The sequence below is a fragment of the Pseudomonas sp. Con_6 genome, from assembly GCF_059379395.1.
In genome coordinates this window covers 2,298,195-2,314,874 of record NZ_CM182011.1, presented here as the reverse complement: position 1 = coordinate 2,314,874, position 16,680 = coordinate 2,298,195, and the positions used below count along the sequence as shown (strand labels likewise).

The 16,680-nt window shown below is 63.9% G+C and carries 16 protein-coding genes; 3 read left to right on the top strand and 13 right to left on the bottom strand.

The window, feature by feature from the left end:
• Positions 1–55: 55 nt before the first annotated feature.
• A complete protein-coding gene (locus tag AC5QPF_RS10475) occupies positions 56–421 on the top strand; it encodes an Mpo1-like protein (protein WP_494963147.1) in 366 nt (121 codons plus the stop codon).
• A 3-nt stretch (positions 422–424) separates the two neighbouring features.
• On the opposite strand, the gene AC5QPF_RS10470 is transcribed toward AC5QPF_RS10475, so the two are convergent.
• The 3 genes from AC5QPF_RS10470 to AC5QPF_RS10460 all read right to left on the bottom strand — a co-directional run bounded on the left by AC5QPF_RS10470 (position 425) and on the right by AC5QPF_RS10460 (position 2,390).
• Positions 425–1,222, bottom strand: a complete 798-nt coding sequence (locus AC5QPF_RS10470; RefSeq protein ID WP_494963146.1) for an acyl-CoA thioesterase domain-containing protein — start codon at positions 1,220–1,222, stop codon at positions 425–427.
• Between the two features lie 105 nt (positions 1,223–1,327).
• On the bottom strand, positions 1,328–2,095 hold the full coding sequence (locus AC5QPF_RS10465; protein WP_494963145.1) for a CHAD domain-containing protein: 768 nt from the start codon (positions 2,093–2,095) through the stop codon (positions 1,328–1,330).
• Between the two features lie 16 nt (positions 2,096–2,111).
• On the bottom strand, positions 2,112–2,390 hold the full coding sequence (locus AC5QPF_RS10460) for a hypothetical protein (protein ID WP_494963144.1): 279 nt from the start codon (positions 2,388–2,390) through the stop codon (positions 2,112–2,114).
• Positions 2,391–2,543: 153 nt separating this feature from the next.
• Here AC5QPF_RS10460 and AC5QPF_RS10455 point away from each other — a divergent pair, with 153 nt between their 5' ends.
• The gene (locus AC5QPF_RS10455; protein ID WP_494963143.1) at positions 2,544–3,602 is read left to right on the top strand and encodes a patatin-like phospholipase family protein; all 1,059 of its coding nucleotides are present in this window, start codon (positions 2,544–2,546) and stop codon (positions 3,600–3,602) included.
• Positions 3,603–3,732: 130 nt separating this feature from the next.
• Here the strand turns inward: AC5QPF_RS10455 and AC5QPF_RS10450 are convergent, their stop codons facing one another.
• The 6 genes from AC5QPF_RS10450 to kdpF are packed head-to-tail and all read right to left on the bottom strand — an operon-like array spanning position 3,733 to position 11,532.
• Positions 3,733–4,431, bottom strand: coding sequence for a response regulator (locus AC5QPF_RS10450; RefSeq protein ID WP_494963142.1), 699 nt, complete (start codon positions 4,429–4,431; stop codon positions 3,733–3,735).
• Positions 4,428–7,082: a DUF4118 domain-containing protein gene (locus tag AC5QPF_RS10445; RefSeq protein ID WP_494963141.1), complete on the bottom strand. Its 2,655-nt coding sequence runs from the start codon at positions 7,080–7,082 to the stop codon at positions 4,428–4,430. The genes AC5QPF_RS10450 and AC5QPF_RS10445 overlap by 4 nt, the downstream gene beginning before the upstream one ends.
• 15 nt (positions 7,083–7,097) lie before the next feature.
• Positions 7,098–7,658, bottom strand: coding sequence for a potassium-transporting ATPase subunit KdpC (kdpC, locus tag AC5QPF_RS10440; protein ID WP_494963140.1), 561 nt, complete (start codon positions 7,656–7,658; stop codon positions 7,098–7,100).
• Positions 7,659–7,674: 16 nt separating this feature from the next.
• The gene (gene kdpB, locus AC5QPF_RS10435; protein WP_494963139.1) at positions 7,675–9,729 is read right to left on the bottom strand and encodes a potassium-transporting ATPase subunit KdpB; all 2,055 of its coding nucleotides are present in this window, start codon (positions 9,727–9,729) and stop codon (positions 7,675–7,677) included.
• 10 nt (positions 9,730–9,739) lie between these two features.
• Complete coding sequence (kdpA, locus tag AC5QPF_RS10430; protein ID WP_494963138.1) at positions 9,740–11,434, bottom strand: potassium-transporting ATPase subunit KdpA; 1,695 nt, start codon at positions 11,432–11,434, stop codon at positions 9,740–9,742.
• An 8-nt stretch (positions 11,435–11,442) separates the two neighbouring features.
• Positions 11,443–11,532, bottom strand: coding sequence for a K(+)-transporting ATPase subunit F (gene kdpF / locus AC5QPF_RS10425; protein WP_494963137.1), 90 nt, complete (start codon positions 11,530–11,532; stop codon positions 11,443–11,445).
• Between the two features lie 285 nt (positions 11,533–11,817).
• Between kdpF and AC5QPF_RS10420 the strand changes: the two genes are divergently transcribed.
• Positions 11,818–12,603 carry a TSUP family transporter gene (locus tag AC5QPF_RS10420; RefSeq protein WP_494963136.1) on the top strand — a complete coding sequence of 262 codons (786 nt, stop codon included), beginning with the start codon at positions 11,818–11,820 and terminating at the stop codon, positions 12,601–12,603.
• Between the two features lie 68 nt (positions 12,604–12,671).
• On the opposite strand, the gene AC5QPF_RS10415 is transcribed toward AC5QPF_RS10420, so the two are convergent.
• From AC5QPF_RS10415 to AC5QPF_RS10400, 4 genes are all read right to left on the bottom strand, one after another.
• Positions 12,672–13,250 (bottom strand): hypothetical protein, encoded by a 579-nt coding sequence (locus AC5QPF_RS10415; RefSeq protein ID WP_494963135.1) that lies wholly within the window; start codon positions 13,248–13,250, stop codon positions 12,672–12,674.
• Positions 13,231–14,487, bottom strand: a complete 1,257-nt coding sequence (locus AC5QPF_RS10410; RefSeq protein ID WP_494963134.1) for a PAAR domain-containing protein — start codon at positions 14,485–14,487, stop codon at positions 13,231–13,233. The genes AC5QPF_RS10415 and AC5QPF_RS10410 overlap by 20 nt, the downstream gene beginning before the upstream one ends.
• Positions 14,488–14,683: 196 nt before the next feature.
• The gene (locus tag AC5QPF_RS10405; protein WP_494963133.1) at positions 14,684–14,962 is read right to left on the bottom strand and encodes a hypothetical protein; all 279 of its coding nucleotides are present in this window, start codon (positions 14,960–14,962) and stop codon (positions 14,684–14,686) included.
• A gap of 527 nt (positions 14,963–15,489) precedes the next feature.
• Complete coding sequence (locus tag AC5QPF_RS10400; protein WP_494963132.1) at positions 15,490–16,638, bottom strand: heparan-alpha-glucosaminide N-acetyltransferase domain-containing protein; 1,149 nt, start codon at positions 16,636–16,638, stop codon at positions 15,490–15,492.
• Positions 16,639–16,680: the final 42 nt, after the last annotated feature.

The following is a 16,680-nucleotide window of genomic DNA, read 5'->3' as shown; positions in this document are numbered from 1 at the left end:
CACCGCGCTACTACTCTTCAGACATACGTTGTCGAAAAGTCCGAGGAGTCCGCCCATGAACAAACGCCTGCCCAACCTCCCCGCCTGGCAGTGGCGTGGCTACCCCAACAACCACCGCAACCCGACCAACCTGGTGCTGCACCTGATCGCCGTACCGCTGTTCATCGTCGGTGCGCTGCTGGTGCTGTCGGGGCTGTTCGGGCTGGATCTGGGCGAGATCGCCGTGGGCGTGATCGGCTTGATCGCCGGGCTGGTCCTGCAGAAGCACGGCCATCGCCTGGAAGCCGAACAGCCGGAGCCGTTCAGCGACCGTCACGATGCGGTGAAGCGCCTGCTCACCGAACAGTTCATCACCTTCCCGCGCTTCCTGTTCAGCGGTGCCTGGTGGCGCGCCTGGCGCGAACGCCACCGGCATCATTGAGGCTCAGGCGAACACCGTCACCGTCTGCCGGCTGATCGCCAGCAACTCGCCGGCGGCATTCCACATGCCCGCTGCGGTGTGCCCGTAACCATCGCGGGCATGCTCGATCTCGGCGCAGTACTGGCACCAGTCCAGGGTACTGAGGCTGGCCACCGGCTGGACGAACTCGATGGTCCAGGTCAGGGTGCTGCCCGCTGCCGGCTTGTTCAGATATGGCAGCACCGCTGGCGGCCAGGCATCGGTCAGGGCCAGCAGATGTGCCTCGGTCACCGGCTCTTCCACCGGATTGCGCAAGCGCACCCAACCGCCCATCTTTCGCCCCGGCTTGTTGGTGAACGGCAGGTTGCCGATACCCCAGCGCATGGCCAGGAAGCGCGTGTATTCCGGGGTGACACCGGGAATGAACGGCAGCTCCGGGCTGGATTCCTCCAGGCTCTTCATCTCCACTGCTGGCAGTGCCGGTACGTCGATCACCGAGTTGCGCCCGGCGCCAAAGCTGCCCTGGACCAGGGTCACGGTCTGGCCATTCTGGATCGCGCGGCCCAGCAGCGAGCTGACCGAATTGCCCTCGCGCAGCAGCTCCACTTCGAAACTGATCGGCACGTTCGGCTCGGCGGGGCCGACGAAAGTGATCGCAAGGGAACGCACCGGACGCGCCGGGGACACCCGGGCGTGCATGGCCTCATAGACCAGGGCCGCCATCAGGCCGCCGAAACAGGCACGGCCCTGCGCCCATTCAGCGGGAATCACCACCTCTTGCGGACGCTGGCGAACGGCGGTGAGCAGTTGGGAAAAATTCATGCGGACCTCGTCCTGCGGAAAAGTCCTACGATCTTAAGAGGACAACTCGAGGCCGGCAGGCCGCATAAGTGCCAAGTTCGGGACCGCTTTGCCATCCCCCAAAGGCTATCGCTTATCGATGTGCTTGAGCAGCTTCGCCAAGGTCTTGTCCGACTTCTGCTCAGCCTCCACCAACTGCCGCTTCCAGTCGGTCACCAGCGTCGCCAGGTCCGCCTGTTTCTCGGCCTGGGTCAGCCACTGCAACAGATCATGCCAATGCCCGAGATCATCCTGCGCCCGCTTCAGCTCATCGCGCATCGACGCCTTGATCCGGCTCAGTTGCGGATAAGCCTCGGCGCCATAGCGCGCTCGCTTGATCAGCAGGCGCAGGCGATGCCGGTCATGGGCCGGGTCATGCACCGCCTCGACGATCTGCTTCCATTGCTTGTCCAGGCGCTTCTCGATGCGCCTGCCAAGGTCCGGTACCAGTTCCTGGTGCTGGATAGCCCGCAAGAAGCCGGGAAAGGCATCGATCACTGCCAGCAGCTTCTGCATCTGCGTGCTCGACGCCACCGAGGCGAAGATCACCCCTTCACCGGCCAGACGACGTTGCGCCGCCTGGTCAAGCTTGCGTTCGAACAGTTGCTCGGCAAGTACCTCACGATCACGCAGCGGCGTGGTCAGGTCGCCGATGGCTTTGGCCGCCGCCTCCAGTTGATCGACTCCGGGCAGGCCGCGCAACGGCCGCAACAAACTGCGCAAGCGGCGCACCGTGGTGCGAAGGTCGTGCAGCGCCTCGCTGTCAGTGTTCTCGGCCAGGCGCGCCTGGCAAGCCATCAACCGCACCTGAAGACCCAGTACTTCGGCGACTACGTGATCGAACATCTTCGACATGGCGCTATCTCACTCCTCAACGGCCTGCGCGGGATTCGCGGATATAGAAACGGGCTTTTTCAGCTTTCTTGGCACAGCCTTCGAAGGCTTCGAACTGCTGCTGGGTCTTGGCGCCGGTCAGCAGCGACAGGGCCTTGGAATAACTCACGGTACCGGCGAACCCCTCGGCCTTGGCCAGGTCGAGCTCCTTCCAGGCAGCGTCGAGCTGGGTACCGCAGGTGTCGCGATAGGCCGTCTTGCCCGCGCAGCCAGTGAGGGCCAGAGCGATCAGGGGCAGAACAATCCAGGCTTTCATCGGTGTTACCTCGAAAAGAGAAAAAATCATGTAGGCCCTTTCGACGGCGCTCGTCGGGAAAAGTGCCATCATCAGCGTAGCCCAGCCCCGACGGTGATTGAAGCGCGACGGCGAACAGGCGCATGCTCGACGCATCGGACAAGGGTCGACCTTATGAAAAAGCGCGTGGCACTGGTGTTGGGATCGGGCGGTGCCCGGGGGTATGCGCATATCGGCGTGATCGAGGAAATCGAGCGGCGCGGCTACGAGATTTCCTGCATCGCCGGCTGCTCCATGGGTGCGGTGATTGGCGGGATCTACGCCGCCGGCAAGCTGGACGAGTATCGCAACTGGATCGAGAGCCTGGACTACCTGGATGTGCTGCGCCTGGTAGACGTGAGCTTTCGCCTCGGCGCGATCCGCGGCGAAAAGGTCTTCGGGCAGATCCGCAAGATCGTCGGCGAGATCAATATCGAGCAGTTGCGCATGCCCTATACCGCAGTGGCCACCGACCTGACCAATCAACAGGAAATCTGGTTCCAGGAAGGCTGCCTGCACCAGGCCATGCGCGCCTCGGCGGCGATCCCCAGCCTGTTCACCCCGGTGGTCCAGGGCAACCGCACCCTGGTGGATGGCGGCATCCTCAATCCGCTGCCGATCATCCCGGTGGTGTCCAGTCACTGCGACCTGATCATCGCGGTCAACCTCAACGCTACCAACCAGAAACAATACGTGCTGCCGGTGATCGAACGGCCGGCGGCGTTCAAGCTGCGCTTCGATAACCTGATCAGTTCGCTGGGTTCGCATCTGCCGTTCCGGCGCAAGCAGGCCGAGGCGCTGCTGGGGCTGGAGAAAGAGCTGGTGCTGGAACAGGAACTGGCCAACGAGCCGGTACCCGCACCCAATCCGTGGCTGGCGGACGCCGCCAGCCCGAAGGCCCAGCAGCCATCGGCGGCCCCGGAAAGCGATGGCGCGCCCCGCTCGGCGACCGGGTCGTTCATTGTCGACAACGTGGGGCCGGCCTCCTTGCTGGACCTGATCAACCAGAGCTTCGAGGTGATGCAGACGTCCCTGGCGCAGTACAAGATCGCCGGATATCCACCGGATGTGCTGATCAACGTGCCGAAGCGCGTGTGCCGGTTCTTCGAGTTCTACAAGGCGCCGGAGCTGATTGCGCTGGGGCGGGAGATTGCGCGGGATACGCTGGATAACCATGAAGGCGAGAAGCGCTGACCGGCTTGGGATCCGCGTCGCTTCCATCGCGGGCAACGCCCGCTCCCACAAGGTCTGGTACCAGCCGCAGCATCCCGGCTCGACGCAAAACCTGTGGGAGCGGGCGTTCCCCGCCATGAGGCCCTGAAGACTAGCCTGGATCCTGCCCGATCAACCGATACCCCACCCCCGGCTCCGTGACGATGAAGCGCGGTGCCGTCGGATCGTCCCCCAGCTTCTGCCGCACATGCGCCACAACAATGCGCAGGTAGTGACTGTCATCCACATGGGTCGGCCCCCAGATGTCCTTGAGCAACTGCTGCTGGGTAATCACCCGCCCCGGGTGCCGCGCCAGTTGCGCCAGCAGCGCGTATTCCTTGCGGGTCAGCGCCACTTCCTCGCCATTTAGCAGTACGCGCCGATAAGCCAGGTCGACGGTCAGCGGACCGAAGCTCAACGCCGCCTCGGGCGCCGTCGCCTGCGGCACCTGGCGCAACAGCGCGCGCACCCGGGCGAGAAACTCCTGGATACCGAACGGCTTGGTCACATAGTCATTGGCTCCACCATCCAGCGCCTGGACCTTCTGCGCCTCACTGGCCCGCACCGACAGCACCATCACCGGCACCGCGCTCCACTCCCGCAGCTCGCGCAGCACGTCCTGGCCATCCATGTCCGGCAGGCCCAGGTCGAGCACCACCAGGTCGGGACGGGACAACGCGGCCTGACTCAGGCCTTCGGTACCGGTCCCCGCCTCCAGCACCTTGTAACCCTGGGACACCAGGCTGATGCGGAGGAATTTGCGGATCTGCGGTTCGTCGTCGACGACCAGCACGGTCGCGGTCTGGCTCATGGGGTCTCGCTGTCCAGTTCGGGTTGGGCCGGAAGCGGCAAGCATAGTGTGATGCAGGTGCCGCGGCCACCGAGGCCGTCATCCACGCGGATATGCCCGCCATGAGCGCCGATCATGCCGCGGCAGATGGCCAGGCCCAGACCCGTGCCCTGCCCGCCGCGATCACCACGGGCGGCGGTGTAGAACATGTCGAAGATGCGTTCGCGATCCGCCGGGGCAATGCCCGGGCCTTCGTCGGCGACGGCAAAGCACAGCAGCTCGCCCTCGACAGCGACGCGCAATTCCAGGTGCCCGTTGACCGGTGAGAAGCGCGCGGCATTTTCCAGCACGTTGATCAGCGCTTGCTCGATCAGCGCCGCATGCACGTACAGCAAGGGCAGCTCGGCGGGCACATCAGTGTGCAATTGCAACGGCGCCAGCACCACGCGCAGGCGGTTCAGCGCACTGCCGACGATATCCGCCGGCGCCACCCAGTCCCGCGCCAGTTTGAGGCCGCCATGACCGAGGCGGGTCATGTCCAGCAGGTTCTGGATATAGCGGTCGAGGCGCTCGGCTTCGTCGCGGGTGCCTTCCAGCAGTTCGCGGCGGTCTTCGGCGGGGATCGCATCGCCAAGGGCCAGCAGGCTGTCGATGCTGCCGCGCATGGCGGTCAGGGGCGTGCGCAGGTCGTGGGACACCGAGGCGAGCAAGGCGCTGCGCAGTTGCTCGGTCTCGCCATGCAGGCGTGCGGCTTCCAACTGATCGGCCAGGCGCGCCCGGGCCAGGGCCTGGGCCAGCGGCTGGCTCAGCGACTTGAGCAGGCGTCGGCGTTGCGCCGGCAGGCTTTCGTCGTCACGGGCACGCACACCCAGCAGCGCCAGCGGTCCCTCTTCAACCGACAGCGGCCACCACCACCAGCGGCCATTGGGCAAGGTATCACTGCCCTGCCCCGCTTCCTGGTCGTGCTGCCATGCCCATTGCGCCGCCGCACGCTCGTTGTCGGTGAATTGCAGGTCGCCACCGAAGGCCACCTGCAGGCGCCCTTCAGCGTCGCGGTCGAGCAGGCAGGCCTGCACCTCGGGCCAGTTCTCCAGGTGCTGGCCGGCGGCACTGAGCACCGCCTGGCGGTCGGTGGCGGCAGTCAGGCGGCGGCTCAGTTCGAGCAGTTGTCCAGTCTGTTCCTGGGTCTCGCGCAAGGCCTTGAGTTGCCGGCGCTGACGCGCGGCGAGGTTGCCGGTGAGCACCGCCATCAGCAGGAAGAACAGCGAGGTGAGCACATCTTCCTCGCGCTGGATGGCGAAGGAAAAACTCGGCGGGATAAACAGGAAGTCATAGGCGAGGAACGACAGCACCGCGCAGGCCAGCGCCGGGCCGATGCTGCTGCGCACCGCCACCAGCAGCACGGCGGCAAGGAACACCAGGGAAATGTTCGGCAGGTCCATGACCCGCCCCACCGCCCAGGCGAGTCCGGTGGCCAGCAGGGTCGCCGCCAGCGCCAGGGCGTAGTGACGCCACACCCATTCGCCGGACGCCACGGCCCGCGCCGGCTCCGGTTGCTCGTCGCGGTCGAGGACGTTGATCTCCAGGCCATGGGCCTCGCGCAGCAGCCGCGTCGCCACCCCGGCGCCGAACAGCCGCCGGCGCAGGCGATCCCGCGACTGCCCCACCAGCACCAGGCTGGCGCGGCGCTCGGCGGCGTGCTGGATCAGCGTGCGCGCCACTTCCCCGGCACGCAGCACCACCACCTCGCCGCCCAGGCGCTCGGCCAGTTGCTGGGCCGCCTGCAGGCGTTGCCGCGCGGTTTCGTCACGCAACTTGCCGTTATCCACATGCACCAGGCTCCACGGCAGGTGACGGCGCTGCGCAACGCGGCTCGCGTGACGTACCAGGCGCTCGGCCTGGGCATCGCCGTCCACGCCCACCAGCAGGCGCCCGCGCAGGGCCGGGGCGTCCTGGCCGAGGCGGCGGTAGCCATGGGCAAGATCGGCATCCACCTGCGCCGCAGCAGTCTGCATCGCCAGCTCGCGCAAGGCCGTGAGATTGGTCTGGGTGAAGAAGGCATCGATCGCTGCCCGTGCCTGTTCTGGCACGTAGACCTTGCCGTCGCGCAAGCGCTCCAGCAGTTCCCGTGGCGGCAGGTCGATCAATACCAGTTCGAAGGCTTCCTGCAGGACCCAGTCCGGCAGGGTCTCGCGTACCTGCACACCGGTGATCCCGCGCACATGGTCGTTGAGGCTTTCCAGATGCTGGACGTTGACCGTGGTGTAGACATCGATACCCGCCGCCAGCAGTTCCTGGACATCCTGCCAACGCTTGCTGTGACGGCTGCCCGGCGCATTGCTGTGGGCCAGTTCGTCCACCAGCGCCAGATCCGGGGCGGCCTTGAGCAGGCCGTCCAGGTCCATCTCTTCGAGCATCACCCCACGGTATTCCGAGCGCACCAGCGGTTGCTGCGGGATGCCACCGAGCAAGGCCTCGGTCTCGCTGCGGCCGTGGGTCTCCACCACCCCCGCGAGCACCCGCACGCCGTGACGCAGACGGGTGTGGGCGGCCTGCAGCATCGCGTAGGTCTTGCCCACCCCCGGCGCCGCGCCGAGGAACACCTTGAGCCGGCCGCGCCCCTGGCGCGGCAGCTCGGCCAACAACGCATCGGCGCGCTGGGAATCACTCATGGTCAGGTCATGTCCTTATTTCGGCAGAGGGGCGAGACGGTCGAGGGCCGCGTTCAACGCCAGGATATTCACCACCGGCGGGCCCACCAGCGGTTGCAGGGTGGACTGCTCGACCAGTCCTTGCAACGTCTGCTGCGGGATTTGTCGTGCCGTTGCCACCCGCGGCAACTGGTAGATCACCGCGGCCGGCGGCAGGTGCGGATCGAGGCCGCTGCCAGAGGTGGTCAGCAGTGCCAGCGGCACCGGCCCCTCGGCCTGGTTGTAGAGCGCGCTGGCGCTGTCGCCGACACGCTTGGCCAGGGCCGGGTTGCTCGGGGCGAAGTTGCTTGCACCGCTGGAGACCGTGGCGTAGTCGCCGGCCGACGGCCGCGACTGGAACCAGGCATCGCCACTGAACGGCTGGGCGATCAGGCGCGAGCCGCGCACCTGGCCGGCGTCGTCGCGCAGCAGGCTGCCATTGGCCTGGTCGGGGAAGGCCACCTGGGCGATGCCGGTGACCGCCAGCGGATAGACCACGCCGGTCAACAGGGTCATCAGCAACAGCAGGCTCAGGGCCGGACGAAGATGGGTCGTCATGTTCATATCCTCCAATTCAAACCAGTTGCAGGGCGTTGAGCAGCAGGTCGATCAGCTTGATCCCGGCGAACGGCACCAGCAGGCCGCCAAGGCCATAGATCAGCAGGTTGCGCCGCAGCAGATGGGCTGCACTGGCCGCCTTGACCCGTACCCCGCGCAGGGCCAGAGGAATCAGCACGACGATGATCAGGGCGTTGAACACGATCGCCGAAACGATGGCGCTCTGCGGGCTGGCCAGCCCCATCAGGTTGAGCACGCCCAGTTGCGGGTAGATCGCGGCGAACAGCGCCGGGAGGATGGCGAAATACTTGGCCACGTCGTTGGCGATGGAGAAGGTCGTCAGGGCGCCACGGGTCACCAGCAGTTCCTTGCCGACCTGGACCACGTCCAGCAACTTGGTCGGGTCGCTGTCCAGATCGACCATGTTGGCCGCCTCGCGGGCTGCCTGGGTGCCGTCGTTCATGGCCATGCCGACATCAGCCTGGGCCAGCGCCGGAGCGTCGTTGGCGCCGTCGCCGCACATGGCGACCAGGCGGCCGTCGTCCTGCTCCTGGCGGATGCGCGCCAGTTTCTTCTCCGGGGTTGCTTCGGCGAGCACGTCATCCACACCGGCCTCGGCGGCGATGGCGGCGGCGGTCAGCGGGTTGTCGCCGGTGACCATGACGGTGCGGATACCCAGCTTGCGCAGTTCGGCGAAGCGCTCGCGGATGCCCGGCTTGACCACGTCCTTGAGGTGAATGACGCCGAGCAGGCGCTTGTCGACGCAGACCAGCAACGGGGTGCCGCCGCTCTGGGCGATCCTGTCCACTTCGCGGGCCAGCGGTGCTGGCATGTCCGGGCGCTGCATACCGACGAAGGCCAGCAGCGAATCCACTGCGCCCTTGCGGTAGCGACGCGGGCCGAAGTCGACGCCGGACAGGCGCGTCTCGGCGCTGAAGGCCACCGGCACCAGCTGGCTGGCGTCGGGTTCGACAAAGTCATGCAACTGGCGCAGGTACTCGACGATGGACTTGCCCTCGGCAGTGTCGTCGGCCAGCGAGGCGAGCAAGGCACCTTCGGCCAGCTCCCGCGGAGCAATGCCCGGGGCGGCGTGGACCGCACTGCAACGACGGTTGCCGAAGGTGATGGTGCCGGTCTTGTCGAGCATCAGCACGTGCACGTCGCCGGCGGCCTCCACGGCACGACCGGAGCGAGCGATGACGTTGAGACGCACCAGGCGATCCATGCCGGCGATGCCGATGGCCGAGAGCAAGCCGCCGATGGTGGTGGGGATCAGGGTCACCAGCAGGGCGACCAGGAACACCGTCGGGATCGCGCCGCCAGCGAAGTGGGCGAACGGCTGCAGGGTCACCACCACGACGAGGAAGATCAGGGTCAGGCCGATCAGCAGGATGTCGAGGGCGATCTCGTTCGGGGTCTTCTGCCGCTTGGCGCCTTCCACCAGGGCGATCATGCGGTCGAGGGTCGATTCGCCGGGGTTGGTGGTGATGCGCACCAGCAGCCAGTCGGACACCAGCCGGGTGCTGCCGGTGACCGCCGAACGATCACCGCCGGACTCGCGGATCACCGGCGCGGATTCACCGGTAATGGCCGCTTCGTTGACCGCAGCGATGCCTTCGATCACCTCACCGTCACCGGGGATCATCTCGCCGGCTTCGACCCGTACCACATCACCCTTGCGCAGAGCGGTGGCCGCCACCACTTCGAAGCCGCCGGACGCCGTGCGACGACGCGCGGTCAGGCCCTGGTTGCCGGCCTTGAGGCTATCGGCGCGAGCCTTGCCGCGGCCCTCGGCGAGGGCTTCGGCGAAGTTGGCGAAGAGCACGGTGAACCACAGCCACAGGGCGATCTGCACGGCGACGCCGGTGGGCACCGTGCTGTCGGGCAGCAGGCACAGCACGGTGGTGAAGATGGCGGTGAGTTCTACCACCAGCATCACTGGGGCGCGCTTGAGCTGGCGCGGGTCGAGCTTGACGAAGGCCTGCACCAGCGCTGGCCGCCACAAGGCGGAGAACGACGTCTTGGCAGTATTGCTCGTTGCCGTTTTCACGTCGCGAATCGGCATGTTCATGTGTCGCTCCTTAGAAGCCCAGGGCCAGATGTTCGGCGATCGGGCCGAGGGCCAGCGCCGGGAGGAAAGTCAGGCCGCCTACCAAGAGGATGGTGACCACCAGCAGGGTGACGAACAGCGGGCCATGGGTCGGGAAACTGGCCTGCCCCACCGGCGCGGTCTTCTTCAGCGCCAGGCTGCCGGCCAGTGCCAGGACCGGGAGGATGTAGCCGAAGCGGCCGATCAACATGCCGAGGCCGATCATCAGGTTGTGGAAGGTGGTGTTGGCGCCCAGGCCGGCGAAGGCCGAGCCGTTGTTGGCGCTGGCCGAGGTGTAGGCGTACAGCAGCTGGCTGAAGCCATGGGGGCCGGGGTTGCTCACGGCGGCCGACGGGCCTGGCAGGGAGGTGGCCAGGGCGCCGAGGATCAGCACGCCGACCGGCATCACCAGCAGGGTCGCGACCAGCAGTTGCACTTCCCGCGCCTGGAGTTTCTTGCCCAGGTATTCCGGGGTGCGGCCGATCATCAGGCCGGCGAGGAACACCGCGATCAGTACGTTCAGGAGCATGCCGTACAGGCCGGCGCCGACGCCGCCGAAGATCACTTCGCCGACCATCATGTTGACCAGCGCCACCATGCCGGTGAGCGGGTTGAGGCTGTCGTGCATGGCGTTGACCGAGCCGTTGGAGGCGGCGGTGGTGGTCACCGTCCAGAGCACGCTGCCGGTGGTGCCGAAACGGCTTTCCTTGCCCTCCAGCGGAGCGCTCTGCTGCACCTGCGGATTGCTCAGCGCCGGGTTCGGCTGGTACTCGGACCACAGCGCGGTGGCGCCGCCGATGAGGAACAGGGCGAGCATGCCGGCGATGATCGCGCGGCTCTGGCGCATGTCTTTCACGTAATGACCGAAGGTGAACACCAGGGCCACCGGGATCAGGATGATCGAGGCCACTTCAAACAGGTTGCTCCACGCCGTCGGGTTCTCGAACGGATGCGCCGAGTTGACGCCGAAGAAACCACCGCCGTTGGTGCCCAACTGCTTGATGGCGATCTGGCTGGCGGCCGGTCCGAGGGGGATGCTCTGGTCGGCGCCTTGCAGGGTGATGGCGTGCACGTAATCGCTGAAGGTCTGCGGTACGCCCTGCCACACCAGGAACAACGCCAGCAGCAGGCAGAGCGGCAGCAGGCCATAGAGGGTGGCACGAGTCATGTCGACCCAGAAGTTGCCCAGGGTGCTGGCGGAACGCCGGGCGATGCCGCGGCACAGGGCGACCAGCACGGCCAGGCCGGTGGCGGCGCTGACGAAGTTCTGCACGGTCAGGCCGATCATCTGGCTCAGGTAGCTCAGCGACGCTTCGCCGCTGTAGGACTGCCAGTTGGTGTTGGTCATGAAGCTGACCGCGGTGTTGAACGCCAGCGACCATTCCTGACCGGGCAGGTGCTGCGGGTTCAGCGGCAGGTATGCCTGCAGGCGCAGCACGGCGAACAGGAACAGGAAACCGGCGAAGTTGAAGACCAGCAACGCCAGGGCGTACTGCTTCCAGCTCTGTTCCTTGTCGGCGTCGACCCCGGCGATGCGGTAGCAGCCGCGCTCCACCGGGCCGAGGACCGGGCTCAGCCAGGTACGCTGGCCTTCCATCACCTTGTAGTAGAAACGTCCCAGCCAAGGTGCCGGCAACAGCACCAGGGCGAAGAACGCCAGCAGCAGTGCGTAATCGTAACTTTGCATGGCCGCTCCTAGCCGCGATCGGCGCGCAGCAGCGCCATCATCAGGTACCCAAACAACGCCACTGCCAAGAGCAGTGACACCCCGTCCAGAATGCTCATCAGAAATCTCCGTCCAGCGGCCGGTTGCCGCGTAGGAAAATTCTCTGTTCAGGGGGCGTAAAGGGGCGAGACCGGGGTAATGGGCGGGACATAAAGAAAGCGTAAAAATCGCTTTTATCGCCCCTGTCGGTTGCTGCTCCTTGCGCCGACCACATGATCGATCCGCCCCTTTTGCATAGATCGAATCGATATCGGTTATAAGCTAATTCGATACAAATATATTTGGGCATAAAAACATCCGTTATGCTGCGCCGGCCCGTCGATCAAGAGCGTGTCAGGTAACGTATGGATGTAGGTTCGTTTGGTTTCACCATTGCAGGTCTGATTGTTGGATTCATCGTCGGCATGACCGGCGTCGGCGGCGGCTCGCTGATGACCCCGATCCTGCTCTGGTTCGGTATCAACCCGGCCACGGCGGTCGGCACCGACCTGCTCTACGCAGCCATCACCAAGGCCAGTGGCGTCTGGGTCCACGGCAAGCAGAAGAACATCGACTGGGCCATCACCGGCTGGCTGGCGCTGGGCAGCGTGCCTGCGGCGGCGGCGACCCTGTGGTTCCTCAGCACCCTGCACACCGACACTGCGGCGCTCAATGCGATCATCAAGCAGGGCCTGGCGGTGGTGCTGATCCTCACTGCCCTGGCAATCCTCTTCAAATCCCGTTTGCAGGCCTTTGCCAGCAAGCATGCGGGTGACCGCTACCACCTGAGCGGGCGCAGCCTGAATGTGCTGACCGTGATCACTGGTGTGGTGCTGGGGGTGATGGTTTCGCTGACCTCTATCGGTGCCGGTGCGCTGGGGACCGTGGCGCTGTTCCTGCTGTATCCGTACCTGGTCACCCGTCGGTTGGTGGGGACCGAGATCGCCCACGCCGTGCCGCTGACCCTGGTCGCCGGGCTGGGGCATGCGAGCATGGGGAATATGGACTGGTCGCTGCTGGGGTATCTGCTGCTGGGGTCGTTGCCGGGGATCTATATCGGTAGCCACCTGACCGGGAAGATTTCGGATTCGGTGCTGCGGCCTTGTCTGGCGGGGATGTTGTTGTTGATTGGGTACAAGCTGGCGTTTTAAAGCTGAATCGACGGTTCTGGAGCTGCTTATATCAGCTCCAGGCCGGCTTTCTCGGTTACTGGAATTATTTACTGCGGAGCAGGACAGCTTGTGAGTGCTGCCTTGAATGCCTTGTCGTAATCCACGTAGGTTTCAGGATCGTAGCGTCGTCCACTTATGTTGAACCGGTATTTCCCGTTCGATTTTGGATTGTGAGAAGCCTCCACAGCCCATCGATGCCCTGCATAGTCCGCTACCAGGAAAAATTTGTGCCTCCGGATCCCGGTGAATTCCCCGAGACTGGAATGAACATATTGAAGACCGCTGTACCAACCAGGCCTTGTAGTAATTGCCTCGATCGCCTTTTTCGTGAAGGCTGCCTCAAGATTGTCCATGAAGTACATTTTCCCTACAGGGACCACTTCTAACGCACTCAATTCCTCTAACGGTGGGGGCAAGCGTTCTCGGCTGATCAGCCGGGTATACCTGCAATCAAATACCCAACGACCGCTGTTCACATAGTCATCGGCGTAAATGACCATGCCGTTGCCGAAGTCTTTCTTGTAGACGCTGGTCATCACTTTTATCCCATAGTCGATACCGAGCATAAGCAATGGAACGATAATGGCCATCGCCATCCACCAGAGTTTATTTTGGTAAAAATTCAAAGAACCCCTCCGGTGCGCCCAATGGAGTATCACCTGATACAACAGGGTTTATCGCACCCAGTAGCTGATAGTTAAAATCCTGATCTTCGTCATAAACTTGGCGTTCGTCCGCTAGACTTCCCCACTTGTCACACCACTCTTGTTGCGGCAAGGCATTAGCAGTGGCGTTGCAAATATCGCCCATGCGCCTCTCACTGAAGGAACCCCAAGTATTCTTATAGTCCGACCGACGAATAAAGGCCCGCACCTTGATCCGCAAATGATTGGCCAACAGTTGGGCCAGGCTCTCATTGGTCTGCGGAAAGAATTGGACCCCATCCTCGATTGGATGATCTGAAAGATTGCCCATGCCGGTGCGGCAGGCATAACTGTCCAGCCGGGCATTTTCAGAGAATGCCTGAGGCGAGATGTCCGTATGGTCCAGCACATCCAGTGACATCTGCAGGTGACCGGGAAGCTGGTAGCCAAAGGCGATCTGCTGGGGCACGCCATGACTGAATAGCGACAATTGCCGAATAGGCGAACGCTGTCGGTTCCGACCATGGTTGATGTAGTCGATCAGTTCCTGGGTCGTGGAGATCTCCACCATTTCCGCAGCGTAAGCCTCGGCAGAATCACGCGCCGCATCAAGCATGGCTTTGTTGTAATCAGGCGTGAATACCACCAGCGTCCTGCTCAGGTCTGGATGGAAGCGCTTGAACTGGGCCAGCTCGCGCACTGCCTGGCCGATGAACATCATCTTGTTGCCAGACCCGTTGTCATGTTGGCTACCGGCAACGGCGATCAGTTCTGGAGTCAGCGAGTTACCAGCCGTAGCCGCGCGTGAGTGACCCGCCTGGGCTCGCGTCGCCTCAGCTCGCTGCTTCTCGGAAAAATACTGTCGAGCCGACTCAAGATGCGACTGGTTTGTCGGGGCCGTATTCAGTGAGTGATGTTGCGACGGGGCCATGACTCCATGGGTGGACTCATAGGCAAATCCGTCGTCCGACGGGATCAGGTTGGCGTGACATGGACAACTGGAGAAGCTGTCGAGGCTTCCTGCAACCGGGATCCCGTCGTTCACAATGTCCCAGACACCGCCCAGGATCTGATACATCTTGCCAGTCACACCACAGGTGACCGGATCGCCCTGGCGTGCCTGAGCCCTGCCATTGATGGTGAAATCACCGTCGCCGCCCAGAACCGTGCCACCACAGGTGGTTTTGTCGCCCAGGCATATCAAGTAGCCGTAAGCCATGAATCTGCGTCCTCTCGGTGTTATCAAAAGGCCTCGGGGAAATGGCTCCCCGGGAGAAGGGGCAGATAGTTGCTGGGCAACATCGGGTCGTCAGCAGGCGAACTCCTGACGATGCGTAGGATGTTTCTGAGATATAGGCGAAAGAAGGCAAGTGCATCTATGAGAGAAGGTCGCCGGGAGATCCCGGCGGCTTTTTTCATTGCTGGCGAAGGCCCTTCAACAGCGACTCCAGGACCGCCTGGGCGATCTCGAGTGAATGCTGGGTGGCCCAGGCCAGGCCTTGCAATGGCCTGTCGGCGGACTCGCAGACCTGGTAGTTGGTTTCGTAGGCAGCAGTGAGGGACATTGCCAGGTGCACCAGGGCATCTTCCAGGCTGATGCCTTCGCAGACAGAAAACAGTGGCGGGTGGTGGCCGTTGCAGGTGCCGAAGTGGGCGTGGGCGGTGCAGGGTGGATCGGGTACGGGTTTGATCATGGGAACCTCCTAAGAATTGCTCGGGCCACCACCCCGACGTGACCAAACGTTGGGTGGCGACTGTACGCAGGTTGGTCAACCGGGGACTTAGGAGAAAAACCCGGCGCACCCGAAGGCGCCCCGCGCACAGCCGCCATGAAAGCAGCAGCCGACGCGCTCGTCGTTTAAGACACGCGTCTCCAAAATCCAACAGGTGACCAAACCTGATCGCCAAGGTGCGGCGACCGGCGAAGACTAGGCACGGTTTTCCAGGAGCGCAACGACAAATGCGGCGCGGAAGTATGATTGGGAAATTGCCTACAAGAAAGTCGGAAATAGAGGGAATTTCGTAGCAACATGCAACATCTTTGACCCCGAATTAACACCGCTGGCACACCCTAAAGCCCGAAAGCACCACTGGCCCCTGTGGGAGCTGGCTTGCCAGCGATGAGGCCGGCTTAAGCAATGTGTTGCCAGGTCGGGCCCTATCGCTGGCAAGCCCCACAGGTTTTTGCATCAGCTTTGGGTCATCTGTTCCAGGCCATGGATCACAGGTACTTCAACCACACGATATCCCGCCGCCGTGCCTTCAACCGTGCAAACCAGCGCACCGGCAAGTACAACCCCAACGCCAGCACCACCGCCCCCAGCCACACAGCCCCCACCGAATCGAAGCCGAAATACTGCCCATGGTTGGCGCCCCACAGCGCCACCGCCACCAGATACAGCACCTTCAGCACATACAGATGCAGCAGATAAAAGAACATCGGCGCCGCCCCGAACACCGCCAGCCAGCGCACCATCCGCCCGTCATTCCCCCGCTCGAAGCGCACCAGCAGCAACAGGCCGATCCCCAGGGTCAACGCCAGGAACAACAACGACGGCGGATACTTGGTGATGTTGAAGAAACTCATCAGCGTCTGCACCGCCGTCTCACCGCTAACCCACGGCTTCTCGCCATAGCCATTGAGCAGGCGCAGGACGAAGAACAGCCCCAGCACCGAGCCCGCTGTCACCAGCAACCGCTGACGTCGCTGCCCGGCCTCGCTGCCCCGGGCGAACCACGGCCCCATCGCATAGCCCAGCGCAATCACGCCGATCCACGGCAGCACCGGATACGAGGTACGCAAGCGCAACCCCTCGGACACCTCGATCCAGCCTCGGTCATGCAGCACCGCCCACGGCACATGCATTGCCGACTCCACCGGGAAGTGCAGGCCATCCAGCAGGTTGTGCCCCGCCACCAGTACCACGCCCAGGCCGGCCAGCAGCGCCCGCGGCAACCAGACCAGCGCACTCAGCGCCAGCATGCTCAGGCCGATGGCCCAGATCACCTGCAGGTAGATCACGCTCGGCGGCACCTGGAAGGTCCAGGCGAAATTCACCAGGGTGAACTCCAGCACCACCAGGAACAGCCCGCGCTTGAACAGGAACTCCGATACCGCCGCCCTGCCCTGGTACTTCTCGCCATAGAGAAACGCCGACAGCCCGGTGAGCAGGATGAACACCGGCGCGCACAGGTGCGCCAGGGTACGGCTGAAGAACAGCGCCGGATCGGTCTGGGCCACGTCCATGGGATCGCTCACCTGCATGTGCAGGTAGAAGGTCTCGCGGACGTGGTCCAGCAACATGAACAGGATGACCAGCCCGCGCAGGGCGTCGATGGAATGCAGACGAGAGGAAGGTGGGGAGGACATGCGAAGGAACGACTCACTCATTACGTAATGTTATTACATGGT

Excerpts from the sequence above, each read along its gene's own strand:
- AC5QPF_RS10400 (WP_494963132.1), bottom strand. The coding sequence starts at position 16,638 with ATGTCCTCCCCACCTTCCTCTCGTCTGCATTCCATCGACGCCCTGCGC.
- AC5QPF_RS10455 (WP_494963143.1), top strand. The coding sequence starts at position 2,544 with ATGAAAAAGCGCGTGGCACTGGTGTTGGGATCGGGCGGTGCCCGGGGG.
- kdpB (WP_494963139.1), bottom strand. The coding sequence starts at position 9,729 with ATGAACATGCCGATTCGCGACGTGAAAACGGCAACGAGCAATACTGCC.
- AC5QPF_RS10475 (WP_494963147.1), top strand. The coding sequence starts at position 56 with ATGAACAAACGCCTGCCCAACCTCCCCGCCTGGCAGTGGCGTGGCTAC.
- AC5QPF_RS10410 (WP_494963134.1), bottom strand. The coding sequence starts at position 14,487 with ATGGCTTACGGCTACTTGATATGCCTGGGCGACAAAACCACCTGTGGT.
- AC5QPF_RS10405 (WP_494963133.1), bottom strand. The coding sequence starts at position 14,962 with ATGATCAAACCCGTACCCGATCCACCCTGCACCGCCCACGCCCACTTC.
- AC5QPF_RS10445 (WP_494963141.1), bottom strand. The coding sequence starts at position 7,082 with ATGAGTGATTCCCAGCGCGCCGATGCGTTGTTGGCCGAGCTGCCGCGC.
- kdpA (WP_494963138.1), bottom strand. The coding sequence starts at position 11,434 with ATGCAAAGTTACGATTACGCACTGCTGCTGGCGTTCTTCGCCCTGGTG.
- AC5QPF_RS10465 (WP_494963145.1), bottom strand. The coding sequence starts at position 2,095 with ATGTCGAAGATGTTCGATCACGTAGTCGCCGAAGTACTGGGTCTTCAG.
- kdpF (WP_494963137.1), bottom strand. The coding sequence starts at position 11,532 with ATGAGCATTCTGGACGGGGTGTCACTGCTCTTGGCAGTGGCGTTGTTT.
- kdpC (WP_494963140.1), bottom strand. The coding sequence starts at position 7,658 with ATGACGACCCATCTTCGTCCGGCCCTGAGCCTGCTGTTGCTGATGACC.
- AC5QPF_RS10420 (WP_494963136.1), top strand. The coding sequence starts at position 11,818 with ATGGATGTAGGTTCGTTTGGTTTCACCATTGCAGGTCTGATTGTTGGA.
- AC5QPF_RS10460 (WP_494963144.1), bottom strand. The coding sequence starts at position 2,390 with ATGAAAGCCTGGATTGTTCTGCCCCTGATCGCTCTGGCCCTCACTGGC.
- AC5QPF_RS10450 (WP_494963142.1), bottom strand. The coding sequence starts at position 4,431 with ATGAGCCAGACCGCGACCGTGCTGGTCGTCGACGACGAACCGCAGATC.
- AC5QPF_RS10470 (WP_494963146.1), bottom strand. The coding sequence starts at position 1,222 with ATGAATTTTTCCCAACTGCTCACCGCCGTTCGCCAGCGTCCGCAAGAG.